The sequence below is a fragment of the Paenibacillus sp. lzh-N1 genome, assembly GCF_002872435.1.
GTDB lineage: Bacteria > Bacillota > Bacilli > Paenibacillales > Paenibacillaceae > Paenibacillus > Paenibacillus polymyxa_C.
In genome coordinates, this window is sequence record NZ_CP025696.1 from 1,704,382 (window position 1) to 1,718,039 (window position 13,658).

At 44.7% G+C, this 13,658-nt stretch carries 11 protein-coding genes; 3 read left to right on the forward strand and 8 right to left on the reverse strand.

Annotated features, from left to right (window positions below; genetic code table 11):
* Positions 1-177: 177 nt before the first annotated feature.
* Entirely contained in the window at positions 178-1,266 is a 1,089-nt protein-coding gene (locus C0638_RS07705; protein WP_058712144.1) for an HD-GYP domain-containing protein, read from the reverse strand.
* A gap of 207 nt (positions 1,267-1,473) precedes the next feature.
* Complete coding sequence (gyrA, locus tag C0638_RS07710) at positions 1,474-4,038, reverse strand: DNA gyrase subunit A (protein ID WP_040102452.1); 2,565 nt, start codon at positions 4,036-4,038, stop codon at positions 1,474-1,476.
* A gap of 466 nt (positions 4,039-4,504) precedes the next feature.
* Between gyrA and C0638_RS07715 the strand changes: the two genes are divergently transcribed.
* Positions 4,505-5,332 (forward strand): YheC/YheD family protein, encoded by an 828-nt coding sequence (locus tag C0638_RS07715; RefSeq protein ID WP_013368649.1) that lies wholly within the window; start codon positions 4,505-4,507, stop codon positions 5,330-5,332.
* Positions 5,333-5,474: 142 nt separating this feature from the next.
* On the opposite strand, the gene gyrB is transcribed toward C0638_RS07715, so the two are convergent.
* From gyrB to dnaA, 6 genes are all read right to left on the reverse strand, one after another.
* Positions 5,475-7,385, reverse strand: a complete 1,911-nt coding sequence (gene gyrB / locus C0638_RS07720) for a DNA topoisomerase (ATP-hydrolyzing) subunit B (protein WP_013368648.1) — start codon at positions 7,383-7,385, stop codon at positions 5,475-5,477.
* Between the two features lie 31 nt (positions 7,386-7,416).
* Entirely contained in the window at positions 7,417-7,668 is a 252-nt protein-coding gene (gene remB / locus C0638_RS07725; RefSeq protein ID WP_007433255.1) for an extracellular matrix regulator RemB, read from the reverse strand.
* A gap of 16 nt (positions 7,669-7,684) precedes the next feature.
* Complete coding sequence (recF, locus tag C0638_RS07730; RefSeq protein WP_058712145.1) at positions 7,685-8,800, reverse strand: DNA replication/repair protein RecF; 1,116 nt, start codon at positions 8,798-8,800, stop codon at positions 7,685-7,687.
* 54 nt (positions 8,801-8,854) lie between these two features.
* Complete coding sequence (gene yaaA, locus C0638_RS07735) at positions 8,855-9,073, reverse strand: S4 domain-containing protein YaaA (protein WP_016822440.1); 219 nt, start codon at positions 9,071-9,073, stop codon at positions 8,855-8,857.
* A 37-nt stretch (positions 9,074-9,110) separates the two neighbouring features.
* On the reverse strand, positions 9,111-10,253 hold the full coding sequence (gene dnaN / locus C0638_RS07740) for a DNA polymerase III subunit beta (protein ID WP_058712146.1): 1,143 nt from the start codon (positions 10,251-10,253) through the stop codon (positions 9,111-9,113).
* A 186-nt stretch (positions 10,254-10,439) separates the two neighbouring features.
* Positions 10,440-11,786, reverse strand: coding sequence for a chromosomal replication initiator protein DnaA (gene dnaA, locus C0638_RS07745; RefSeq protein WP_013368644.1), 1,347 nt, complete (start codon positions 11,784-11,786; stop codon positions 10,440-10,442).
* Positions 11,787-12,875: 1,089 nt separating this feature from the next.
* Here dnaA and rpmH point away from each other — a divergent pair.
* Positions 12,876-13,010, forward strand: coding sequence for a 50S ribosomal protein L34 (gene rpmH, locus C0638_RS07750; protein WP_007433250.1), 135 nt, complete (start codon positions 12,876-12,878; stop codon positions 13,008-13,010).
* Between the two features lie 260 nt (positions 13,011-13,270).
* A complete protein-coding gene (rnpA, locus tag C0638_RS07755) occupies positions 13,271-13,621 on the forward strand; it encodes a ribonuclease P protein component (protein ID WP_013373922.1) in 351 nt (116 codons plus the stop codon).
* Positions 13,622-13,658: the final 37 nt, after the last annotated feature.

Consider the following 13,658-nt stretch of genomic DNA (forward strand, 5'->3'; position numbering starts at 1 on the left):
TTAGGTTTTCTTCCGTTCCCCTCAGCAACTTTTATAGTATATCATGTTATTCAGGTTTGTGTCAACACTTTTTTTCAAGAGTGTTTTCTGCTTCTTTTATTTCAACACTTGAAGCGACAAGAAAGAATATATCATAAATCCACTATATTGTGCAACTGTTTTTTTAAAAAAACTCAGTTACGTAACAATACACTCGATATAAATCTCTCTTTGAAGCATCAGGTTAATGATCTCGCCATCTACTTGAATCAACGGACGAGTCGGGTGGTCTCGATCAGCAAATATAATTTCCCCTGTACGGTTATCATTGAGACGCACCTTGGTCCCATTATTAAATTGGGTTAGCTTTTGAATGAAGACTTGCACGACACTTGGGTCCAGCTTTCCAAATGATTCTGATTTGATTTGCTCTAGAACCAGATACGGTGATTGAGCAGGTCGGTATGTTTTCTCCAGAGTCATGGCATGGAATACATCAGCCACCCCTACGATTTTAGCGTATATGTGGATTTGCTCCCCTTTAAGACGCAATGGATATCCAGTACCGTCCACTTTCTCGTGATGTTGAAGAGCTGCCAAACGCACACCTTCGTTAATAGCCTTCACATTTTTAAGCAATTGGTATCCTAGTGATGTATGGCGGCGTACTTCTTCTTGCTCTTCCTGCGTTAGTTGGGAAGGCTTGTACAGAATGGACGGGTCCATCTTAGCATTTCCTATATCATGAAGCAATCCGGCAAAAGCCACCTGCATCCAATCCTTTTGAGGCAACCCAATCCATTGTGCAATGGAGTAAGAGGTAAGGGAGGTTAGCACGGCATTGTGAAAAATATAGTCCACTTCGATCATAGCAGGCGGAGTATAGGTCATTACATTATAGCGTTGGATATGCGCCAGCAAGGACTCTAGTTGTCCCCGCAACTCATATATAGATAAATTAGAGACGAGCACTGATTGAAACGCATTCTTAACAAGCATCACCATTTTGTCATACTCATCCTGGAATTGTTCAGATTCATCTCGCCCATCTAACGAAGCTCCCTGCGATTCAGATGTCCCAGATCGAACAGTGGTAGGCTCGCTACCGGATTTTGCAATATCATCCGTCCCTACCTCTACTTGTTGAATCAGGAACGCCTCTAAAATCTCTAAGTCACGTGGTAGCAGAATTCGCCCTTTCGGTAGTAGCAAGCTGCCCATTTCAGTAAAAACGTCGCTTTGCAATTTAAGTCCTGCTTTTAATTCGGATACGGGTACAGTTGTCATGGTCAACCTCTCTGTTCTCACAACAGCTGCTCCAGCTGCCAGTTATGATGTCATTATATTACTTGGAAATGATCCTGTACATTCATTTTATGCCATTTAAAAACGTACTGGTCTGAATTGGTCAGCCTGAACAAGAAAAAAAGACTCTCTTGACCAAATAGCCAGAGAGTCTCTTCAATCTACATTTGTTGTTTCTATATTCAGGGCTTATTCGTCCTCAGAAGATTCTGAATCGTTACCTTCCGTATCTTCTGTATTCACTTCAAGAGTTGGTTCAGCAGATGATAGAGTTGGCTCCTCACCAGTTCCTCCATCCTCTAATAAATCCTCAAGCAGTTCATCTTGCTCCTCATTCTTGTTCGCACGACAAACCGTTGCAACCGAATCATCATCGCGAATATTAATCAGCCTTACCCCTTGCGTATTCCGACCCATCGTGGAGATTTCCCCCATGCTAGTCCGGATCAAGGTGCCACTAGCTGTAATAATCATCAAGTCCTCCTCGGCTTTTACAACCTTGAGGCCGACAACTGGACCATTTTTATCGGTAACGTTAATCGTCTTGATCCCCTTGCCCCCACGGCTCTGGATACGATAATCCACAGCAGGGGTACGTTTGCCATAACCCTTGGCTGTTACGATCAGAATATCCAGGTCGGTATTGACGATATCCATGCCGATTACAGCATCACTTTCATCAAGACTAATCCCTTTAACTCCTGTAGCACTACGTCCCATAGATCGTACATCACTTTCAGGGAAACGGATAGACATACCTTGTGCTGTGCCGATAATCATTTCCTGCTGTCCATCAGTCAGCTTCACTTCGATCAGGGCGTCATCTTCGCGCAAGTTAATGGCAATCAGGCCGCCTTTGCGGATATTCGCATAGTCATCAAGAGGTGTTTTCTTAATAATCCCATGTTGGGTCGCAAAGAATAGATAACTGTCCTCCACAAATTCCTCAATTGGAATTACCGCATTGATCGACTCACCCTGTTCAATCTGAATCAGGTTAATAATCGGTGTCCCCCGAGCTGTCCGGCTTAAGTCTGGAATCTCATAAGCCTTAATCCGGTATACCTTGCCCTTGTCCGTAAAGAATAACAAATGATGATGTGAATTCGTAATGAACAGATGCTCTACGAAGTCCTCATCTTTGGTATCCATACCTACTACACCACGACCACCGCGTTTTTGACTGCGATACGTAGTAACAGGAAGGCGTTTGATATATCCAGTATGGGTTACAGTAATAATAACGTCTTCACGCGGAATGAGATCCTCATCAAGAATACTTTCTTCACCCACTGTAATTTCAGTGCGACGATCATCGGCGAAGCGTCCTTTCAGCTCATTCAGCTCTTCGCTAATGATGTTGAGTACCAGATGCTCATTCGCCAAAATTTCACGGTATTCCATTATCTTTTGAATTAGCTCGTTATATTCGTTCTCGATCTTCTCACGTTCCAAACCGGTTAAGCGTTGCAGACGCATATCGAGAATAGCCTGAGCCTGCTCAAGAGTCAGCGAGAAACGCTCAATCAGTCCTTCACGGGCTGCTTCTGCAGTTTGGGAAGAACGAATCAAGGAAATAACTTCGTCCAGATGGTCAAGAGCAATACGCAAGCCTTCCAGAATGTGTGCTCTAGCTTCGGCTTTTTTCAGATCGAATTCTGTCCGACGACGAATAACCTCAACCTGATGCTTGAGATAATAATACAAGACATCTTTCAGGTTCAAAATCTTCGGTTCATTGTTTACAATCGCAAGCATATTGATACCAAAATTGGACTGCATGGCTGTATGTTTAAACAAATTATTCAGAACGACGTTCGGGTTCACATCTCTACGCAACTCGATAACGATACGCATACCCGTACGGTCGGATTCATCTCGAAGATCCGTAATGCCTTCAATACGCTTGTCACGCACTAATTCAGCAATTTTCTCGACCAGACGAGCCTTGTTCACTTGGTAAGGCAGTTCATGCACGATAATCCGTGCTTTATTGCCAATCTCTTCTATGGTGGTCTTCGCACGCATGGTCACAGATCCGCGGCCAGTCTGATACGCCTGGCGAATGCCTGAGCGACCTAAGATATAACCTGCTGTCGGGAAATCCGGCCCTTGAATGTAATCCATAAGTTCCATCGGCGTAATGTCAGGGTTTTCGATCAGCGCTTGTACACCATCGATAACCTCTCCCAAGTTATGCGGAGGAATATTGGTTGCCATACCAACTGCAATCCCGCCGACACCGTTAACCAGCAAGTTAGGATAACGTGCAGGCAATACGACAGGCTCGTTCTCTTCACCATCGTAGTTAGGCATAAAATCAACGGTCTCTTTGTTCAAATCACGGAGCATTTCCATGGCTATCTTGGACAGCCGTGCTTCAGTGTAACGCATTGCTGCTGCCATATCTCCATCCACGGAGCCAAAGTTACCGTGTCCATCCACCAACATATAACGCAAGGAAAAATCCTGCGCCATCCGCACCATCGTATCATACACAGCCGTATCACCATGAGGGTGGTACTTACCGATAACTTCACCGACGATTCTTGCCGATTTTTTATAAGGCTTATCTGGCGACATGCCTAGCTCGGACATCGCGTACAGAATACGACGGTGTACCGGCTTCAGTCCGTCCCGCACATCAGGCAAGGCACGGCTAACAATAATACTCATGGCATAATCCATAAAGGATTCGCGCATTTCCACTCCGATATCCCTATTGATGATTTGCGAGTTATTTTGATCCGCCATGCTGGTCCTCCTTCTCATCCTTCAATACAGCGCTCTCTATGTGAAAAGCCTAACAAGACACTGCCTATATACTCCGCTCCTTGCGCAGGATTTTGGCTGAAATCCTCATCTGTATAATTATATTACTTTCACAAAAAGAGCACAATTAAACGCATTTGTCCTCTTTACAGCGTAAAACCCTCGTCATTCCCCTTCTGCCTGTAGCAGATTGCTATTTTCTTGTACAACTTACAAGCCCTGATTATAACAAATTCCCCTGAACTGGGGATTAGCCCCCACCCTAAGGGCCTTTTCCACATACAATACGTATACGGTCAGGGTTCTACTTAGCAAAATTCCGAAAAACGCCGTATTTCTCTATTATATCATTGTTTTACGCGCTTGTCCTTTAGTTTCCCTTGTTTTGTTAAAGGGTGTGTATTCCAGGTACATGACTCATATTTCGAAAAGAAAGGGATGAGAATACTTGTCAATTCAGCGAGTATCCAGTAAGTGGGCCAAAACAAATGCCATTCTTCCCCATCCGACATTGGCCGCTTATATACCGGAAACACGTTTGTACACGTTTGAGCACCTGAATGAAATGTTGGCGGTGTATGGAACTGTCTATATTAAGCCGGATAATGGTACTTATGGTAAAGGGGTTATGCGCGCAGAAAGGCAGACAGAGCAGCTTCCGCCGACAGAAGAAGGAATCATCGAGGAGAGAACTTGGTATGTGCTTCGCTATGAAGTAGATATCCTCACCTTTGAAAGTCTGGATGAGTTGCATAGGGTGGTTTCTTCTCGTATAAAGAAACGTCCATATCTAATACAGCGCGGAATTCCTCTTCTTCAGCATGAAGCCCGTCCCTTCGATCTGAGGGTATTAACCCAGATGAACTTGAGGCATCAATGGGAAACAACGCTTATTGTAGGACGTGTAGCTGCTCCTGACAAAGTCGTCACCAATCATCACAGCGGTGGGACAACGCGCTTTTTCAATGAATTGGTGGCTCCATACATGGATGTAAAGGAAGCCGTTCGACTGGAGCAAAAATTATCGAAAATGGGCGAGCGAGTAGCTTGGCAGCTACAAAAAAGATACCCTCGTTTAAGGGAAATCGGGTTAGATGTAGGATTGGACCAGCAAAACTATCCGTGGATTTTGGAGGTCAATACAAGACCAGCCATCAAAGTGTTCGCTTCTCTCCCAAACAAAAGCCTCTATCATAAAATATTCAGATATGCAGTAGGCTACGGCCGGTATACGGCATCCACAGGTAAACCTGTACGCTCTAAGAAAAAGGCCTAAAACATTGAAATTAAATATTCAAATCCATCCGGGCTGGTTAATGACAAGAAAAGGGACGCCCCATTTGGGCGCCCCTTGTGCACTCTTTCCTATACAATCCTAATGAACAGATAACATAGCCATCAGGATGGAATAACACACATTAGAAATCTAGGTTTTTCACGTACTTCGCATGTTCTTGGATAAAGTCGCGGCGAGGTTCTACATTGTCACCCATTAAGGTATTGAACAGCGTATCAGCCAGCATCGCGTCACTGACAGTTACCTGCAGCATTGTACGGCTCTCTGGGTCCATCGTGGTTTCCCAAAGTTGGGTCGCATTCATCTCACCCAAACCTTTATAACGCTGTACATTGTACTTCGCATTTTCTCCAAATTCCTTAATGATCTCGTCACGTTCCGCCTCAGAGTTCGCATAACGAACAACTTTGTTACGCTCAACTTTGAATAGTGGTGGCTGAGCAATGTATATATAGCCCGCATCAATGATTTTGCGCATGTAGCGATAGAAGAACGTCAGCAACAATGTGCGAATATGAGCACCATCGACATCGGCATCTGTCATGATAATGACCTTGTGGTAACGGGCTTTGGTGATGTCAAAATCATCTCCGATCCCTGTACCCATTGCTGTTACCATCGAACGTATTTCATCACTGGACAAAATACGGTCCAAGCGTGCCTTTTCAACATTCAGGATTTTACCGCGAATTGGCAAAATCGCTTGAAAGTGACGATCACGCCCCTGCTTGGCCGATCCCCCTGCTGAGTCACCTTCGACGATGTACAATTCACTGATCGAAGCGTCCTTAGAGGAGCAATCCGCCAGCTTACCTGGGAGCGAACTAATTTCCAACGCACTTTTGCGACGTGTAAGTTCACGCGCTTTGCGCGCTGCTTCCCGGGCTCGAGCTGCTTGTAATGATTTATCAACCACACGGCGGGAGACGGACGGGTTCTCCTCCAGGAATTCCTGGAGTTTCTCTGCGAACAGAGACTCGACAATTCCTCGCACTTCACTGTTGCCGAGCTTTGTTTTAGTCTGACCCTCAAACTGTGGTTCTGGGATTTTGACGGAGATGATCGCTGTCAAACCTTCGCGTACATCGTCACCAGTCAAATTGGCGTTGTTATCCTTAATCAAGCCATTTTTGCGTGCATAATCGTTAATAATCCGGGTTAATGCACTCTTGAAACCTGATTCATGAGTTCCGCCCTCATGGGTGTTGATATTGTTGGCAAAAGAATAAATATTCTCGGTATAGCTGTCGTTATATTGCAATGCAACTTCGACCTGAATCATGTCACGAGAGCCTTCGACATAAATCGGCTGTTCATGCAGTGCTTCTCTTTTTTGATTCAGAAACTGCACATATTCACTGATTCCACCCTCATAGTGAAATGTATCGCTGGCGCCTGTCCGTTCATCGGTCAAGCTAATTGCAATGCCCTTGTTCAGGAAAGCCAGCTCACGAATCCGCGTCTGCAGCGTATCATAGTCATATACGGTCGTTTCGGTAAAGATTTGTTCGTCCGGATAGAAGGTTGTTTGGGTACCTGTCTCTTCTGTATCACCGATGACTCTGACATCATACTGTGGAGCACCACGATGGTATTCCTGCTCATATACATGTCCATCCCGTTTGACATGAACGATCATTTTGCTGGAGAGAGCGTTCACCACGGATACACCAACCCCGTGCAGACCACCAGACACCTTGTACCCTCCGCCTCCGAATTTACCACCTGCGTGAAGTACGGTCATTACGACTTCCAGCGCTGATTTTTTCATTTTGGCGTGTTCACTTACCGGAATACCGCGGCCGTTATCTGTAACGGTAATGCTATTATCTTTGTGAACGACAACTTGAATGCTGTTACAATAACCCGCCAGCGCTTCGTCAATACTGTTGTCCACAACTTCCCAGACCAGATGATGGAGCCCCTTGACGCTCGTGGAGCCAATATACATCCCGGGACGTTTCCGAACCGCTTCCAGGCCTTCGAGGACCTGAATCTCGCCCGCATCATAAGACGGTTGATTCATAGACATGCCTTTCACCTACTTCTATAGATTTCTATGGTTAAGCATTGGCAACAAACTGGTTTGCCCGCTTTTTGAGTGTTGTTGAGGAGATGGGGGAATAATACACCGTATTCTGAGTCACTACGATGGACTTGGCTTCCTCTTCGCCAATCATCTCGACATGCTTTTGCTGCTGAGCGTGGTTCACGTATTGTTTGGAGATTTTAGAGGATTTTTCAATCGAGATATCGAAAATAGCCACAAGCTCTGACGAGCGGATGATCTTTTCTCCACCCAGATGAATATACATACCGGTCACTCACTCCTTAGTGTTCCACATGCCCGTCGTGGACGTGATAAATATGGGCACCCTTAAGTCGTTCTGCGTTCAACGTCTCAATCCCGGTTGCCGTGATAAAGGTCTGTACCTTGCTTTGGAAAGTCTCGATCAGCTGAGTCTGACGATAGGGGTCCAGCTCGGACAATACATCATCCAGCAGCAGGATAGGATACTCCCCAATTTCCTCATGAATTAATTCTATTTCGGCCAGCTTCAAAGACAGGGCCGTCGTCCGCTGCTGCCCCTGAGAGCCATACGTATGCACTTCTCTGCCGTTAATGGCAAAGGCCAAATCATCACGATGAGGTCCCGCCAAAGTCATGCCACGGCGGATTTCCTGTTCCCTCATTTGGGATAACTTTATCATAAATCGCTCCAATAAGACAGCTTCATCTTCTTCCTCTGGCTCACCGAAGGAGGGAACATAGGCTAATTTTAACTCTTCTGTCCCACCTGCAATCCCTTCATGAATGGCTTGGGCCCACTTTTGTAGCTTTGTTGTAAATTGTTTCCGCTTTTTTACAATTTTAACACCATGCTCAACAAGTTGCTCATTCCATACCTCCAGCATTAGCTGCACGGACGCCATATCTTTACCCCAAGCTTGCTTGAGCAGGTTATTTCGCTGAACCAGCACTTTCTGATATTGCTGCAAATGATACAAATATCCTGGCGCAACCTGTCCAATTTCCATGTCAAGAAACCGGCGGCGAACCCCCGGTGTTCCTTTGACAATTTCCAGATCCTCGGGCGCAAACATGACCACGTTTAACGAACCGATAAAATCGCTCAGCTTTCGCTGCTCTAGCCCGTTGATCTTTGCTTTTTTGCCTTGTGTGGATAACGAGAGATCCAATCTGATTTTCCCGTATTTCTTATCCACATCGGCAGCTAGATGTGTGGAAGTAGCCCCGAAAGAAATTAATTCCTTGTCACGGGACGTTCGGTGACTTTTAGTTAAGGCTAATACAAAAATCGCCTCAACCAGATTCGTTTTGCCTTGCGCATTTTGTCCGATCAGCAAATTAACGGGCCCAAATTCATTCAGCTCCAGCTGTTCATAGTTCCGGTACTGCTGCAAAACAATATTGTTCACAAACACATAGGGTCCCCCTTGTTATTCCGCACCTAAAAGGAGTCCTTGCCGTTCAGGCGATCATGCTCCTGCCGTAACCTCGAAACGTCCAATGTCCTCTACTTCTACGGTATCGCCTGGGTACAATTTTCTTCCGCGACGTTCTTCTGGCTCACCATTAACGCGGACTTGCCCTTCCTGCAGTAGGGCTTTAGCCATGCCTCCTGTGGACACACAATCGGCTAATTTCAAAAATTGATCGAGCTTGATGTATTCGGTCTGTATAGATATTGGTTTCAAGGCCTGTTCATCCTTTCGCTTGTTCGGGTGGGTGACGCTAGTTGGTTGTGCGATATGGCAGGATGATATACAGCGCATTGCTGGAATCTGCCGGTTTTAAAATAATAGGGCTCATAATGCCGGTAAAAGCAATCGTCAGCTGCTCGCTGTCAATTACCTTCAGCACGTCGAGCATATATTTGGAGTTGAACGAGATTTTGAGTGGCTCTCCCTCAAATTTGGATACATTTACTTCCTCACGCACTTTACCAAGTTCAGATGAGCTGGAGGAAATCTCTAGATCACCGTTTTCCAACGATTGCATTTTTACAATATTCGTTTTTTCCTCACGGGACAGCAAATAAGCACGGTCAATAGACTCGCTCAAACTTTTTGTGTCCACAATCAGTTCTGTTTTGTAGGAAGTCGGAATAATTCTAGAAGTATCAGGATAGGTGCCGTCCAAGATGCGGGAGTAAAATAACACGCGATCCACCTTAAATAATACCTGATTGTCCGCTACGACGATATCCACAAGCATATTTTGATCCGGAATAATTCTGCTCAGCTCATTGAGCGTTTTGCCTGCAATGACAACATTGCTAAAACGCAAGCCTTCAGACGTGTCCAAATGAGCGCTACGGGTGGCAAGGCGGTGGCGGTCCGTTGCGACAAATTTCAATTCGCCCTCAGCCAGATTCCACAATACACCAGTCAAAATAGGTGTCGTTTCATGGGTAGAGATGGAGAATACCGTTTGTTTAATCATATTTTTAAGCAAATCACCTGGCACAGAGATCACTTGATTTTCTTCAATGTTGGGAAGCACCGGAAATTCTTCAGGGTCCAAACCAACGATCTGAATTTCAGTAGCACCGGATGAGATAAAGGTTTGGAATTGGTCTTTTACCTCCATACGGATCTCCTGAGACGGCAACTTTTTGATAATTTCGACAAAGAATTTAGCGGGTAGCACTACACTGCCGGGTTGTTCGATCTGAACGACCGTTTGGTCACCATCCTCCATCGGAATAAAGGATTGAATAGAGATATCTGTATCGCTGGCGGTCAGTGTGACTCCCTGGTGATTCACATCCAGCTTAATACCACTCAAAATTGGAATTGTCGTCCGACTGGATATCGCTTTGGATACATGTTGTATGGCCTCGTTCAAAACGTTTTTCAGAATGCTAATCTTCATAAGTTCCTCCTACGGGTTTTAATCCTTCAAGCACGCGTTGACGCGGGCCTTATATAGGTGATGTATATCTTTAAAATATATTAGTAATAGTAATAGGCGCACTGAATATGTGGATAACTATCTGTAACCCTAATAAAATCAAGCCTATCCACATGTGTATAAATTGTGTATAGGCTCTGAACTTGTTCAGGTTGGATTTTTGATTTTTTCTATTAGGTTGTTGATAACTTTAAATAGATCCTGATCCACTTGAATGGATTTGGAGATTTTTTCGTGCGCATGAATGACAGTCGTATGATCACGTCCGCCGAAAGCTTCGCCGATTTTCGGCAAAGAATAGTCGGTTAGCTCACGGGAAAGATACATGGCAATCTGCCGTGGAAAAGCCACAGCCTTCGTCCGCTTACGTGCTTTGAAATCTTCCAGTCGTAGATTATAAAATTCCCCGACTTGATGCTGTATATCCTGAATCGTGATCATTTTTGGACGGCTGGATGGGATAATATCCTTTAACGCCTCAGCCGCGAGATGGCTTGATACATCCTGATTGGTTAAGGAAGAATAAGCGACAACGCGAATGAGCGCTCCTTCCAGCTCACGGATGTTTGTATCAATTTGATTCGCGATATACATCATGGCCTCATTAGGAATATCCAGGTTTTCCGCCCGCGCCTTTTTCCGAAGAATAGCAATTCTCGTCTCCAGATCCGGCGGTTGAATATCCGTAATCAGTCCCCACTCGAAGCGAGAGCGCAGCCGTTCTTCCAGCGTTGGAATTTCTTTAGGCGGCCGATCGCTTGAGATTATAATCTGCTTGCGTTCCTCATGAAGCGCATTGAACGTATGGAAAAATTCCTCTTGCGTCGATTCCTTGCCCGCAATGAATTGAATATCATCAATGAGCAAAATATCAATGTTGCGATATTTATTCCGAAAACTTTCCCCACGGTTGTCGCGGATGGCATTAATGAATTCGTTCGTAAACTTCTCCGACGATAAATAAACGACCTTGCTGGTCGGATTGTGCTCCAAAATATAGTGTCCGATAGCATGCATCAGATGCGTTTTCCCCAGACCTACACCACCGTATAGAAACAGCGGATTGTAAGCTTTGGCCGGCGCCTCGGCGACGGCCAGCGATGCCGCATGGGCAAAACGGTTCCCCGATCCGATGACAAATGTATCGAATGTATATTTGGGATTCAGCATATGGGACACAGCTTCTTCTTGAACGACCGGCTGCTGCTGAGGTTGTTGCTGAAGGTCGACCTCGGCGGGCTTGTTCTCTTCAATAACGAACTTGACCTCTAAATGCTTGCCCAAAATCTCATAAACCGTTGCCCCGACTAACTTGGTATAGCGGCTTTCAAGCCATTCCACGGCAAAAGTTGTCGGTGCAGAAATCACAATGGAGTGGTCATTTAGTTTCGCTGCCTTGGTAGCCTTAAACCAAGTATCGTAACTCGGCTTACTCAGCTTGGTTTGTATAATGGATAGAATTTGCTGCCATAGTTCAGAGGTATGGCTGTCCACAGACGTCACTCCTTTTAAATCCTGACATTTTACCGAATTAAGCTGCAGAGAGCTACTCTCGGCGCTTCGGCAAAACGCCTAAAATCACAAAAATATTGTTTGAAGGCCATAAAAAGACATACCGCCGCCTAAATCATGCGGCAGTGTAGTGAGAGAACGCAGCACAAAATGCCCTGAAAAATAGTAATGGAAAATTCCACTGCTGATCAGCAGAAGAAGGGCGATATTTCTCAGGAGGGAATGTGCGGCACGATCCGTTCTCTTGATCCCGCAGGCCAAAACGGGACTGCAATATGTCGAAATCAAATGAAAAATGTAGAATATATCCCCAGAATCCCGAATCCGCACAAAAATAAAAAGATGGATAAATTGAACTTGTTCACAACTTTATCCACAGGGTGTTGATAATATGGAGGGTAAAACAACATATTCACATTCAAAAGTAATATCATCATAGCAAAAGAAGCCTTGTATTTCAATGACTCGTGGTTATTTATCCACAAATTCAATCTGTTGTGTACAATTTTTATTCACAACACAAGATATTGTTTATAATTTGTTCAGTTTTCGACAATAACTCTTTTTCACTCTAAAATGTTATGCACAGGTTATGACCATTTAAATCACAATTCCATTCTTTTTGTGGATCTGTGTATAACACCTGTTGCCTTTTGGTTACAGGGGCTTGTTTTTGTGTTGAAAATTTCCGGTAACGTTTCCGACATTGTTTTTGGCAAATCAGATGGTGGGGATCTGAAACGGCGTGGGTTCAAATGCGGAAATAAATAAATGAAAAAAAAGCAGTTAAAAGAGCAGTATATGTGAGGGACGAAATTCACAGTAAAATGTTGATGAATCTTGATCATGGAGAAGAAGCGAAAAATCAGGAATAAAGGGGAAGAAAAGAGTAGAGTGAATGATGGGGAAAGACGGAGAGGGTTTCTGAATGTGAAAAAGAGGGAGAGAATTCAGAAGTACATTGACTTTGGCCGCTATTTGTGGTTAAATGTACAAAGGTGTTTTTTGTGGAGATTGCTATGTTAGGTATATTCCATATAAAACGTATTCCTTGTAAGGAGGTGCAGCACAATGAGACCGACTTTCAGACCGAATGTCAGCAAACGTAAAAAAGTTCACGGCTTCCGTAAAAGAATGAGCACGAAGAATGGCCGTAAAGTTTTGGCAGCTCGTCGCCAAAAAGGTAGAAAAGTATTGAGTGCGTAATGCGTGCATAAAGACCACTACGGTGGTCTTTTTTTTCATAATTGAAGTATTTATGGATCGGATTGCTTCTTCTGATTGTAGAAAGGTAGTGTAAAAAGAGGGACAAGCCCTGCATCCTGCTCTATATTAGATGAAGTTTTTGAAAACGGATATAAAATAAGCGAGATTACCATGTTGGAATATTGTCCATACTTCTTACTATATAAGAGGTAAGGGTTGCTTACCGATATGTGTAAAAGAGATGAGCAAGGAGAAGCGCCGTGCAAAAAAAATTGCGTCTACGAAACCGGGCGGACTTTGGGCGCGTATACCGCCATGGCAAATCTTTTGCCAACCATCAGTTTGTGGTGTATTGGTTCCGCCGCAGAGAGGTAGAGCAGTTCCGCGTCGGAATTTCGGCTAGCAAGAAGATCGGCAATGCAGTTGTCCGCAACCGGATGCGCAGGATCGTTAAGGAAATCGTGCGCCATCATGAGCAGGAATTGGTGGAGCAGATTGACCTGATTTTTATCGTTCGTAAGGGTGCGGTTACAAAGTCGTATCAAGAGCTGGAGAAAAGCGTGCTGCACGTTTTGCGCAAAGCCTCGCTGCTCAAGTCTACGCGCCGATAATCAGTATCTTTGTCCTACAGGATATGGTATGATTTAC

What these genes read in the sequence shown, in the direction of transcription:
- C0638_RS07705 (WP_058712144.1), bottom strand. Translation starts at nt 1,266, where the DNA reads ATGACAACTGTACCCGTATCCGAATTAAAAGCAGGACTTAAATTGCAA.
- gyrB (WP_013368648.1), bottom strand. Translation starts at nt 7,385, where the DNA reads ATGTCTATGAATCAACCGTCTTATGATGCGGGCGAGATTCAGGTCCTC.
- dnaN (WP_058712146.1), bottom strand. Translation starts at nt 10,253, where the DNA reads ATGAAGATTAGCATTCTGAAAAACGTTTTGAACGAGGCCATACAACAT.
- remB (WP_007433255.1), bottom strand. Translation starts at nt 7,668, where the DNA reads ATGTATATTCATCTGGGTGGAGAAAAGATCATCCGCTCGTCAGAGCTT.
- rpmH (WP_007433250.1), top strand. Translation starts at nt 12,876, where the DNA reads ATGAGACCGACTTTCAGACCGAATGTCAGCAAACGTAAAAAAGTTCAC.
- gyrA (WP_040102452.1), bottom strand. Translation starts at nt 4,038, where the DNA reads ATGGCGGATCAAAATAACTCGCAAATCATCAATAGGGATATCGGAGTG.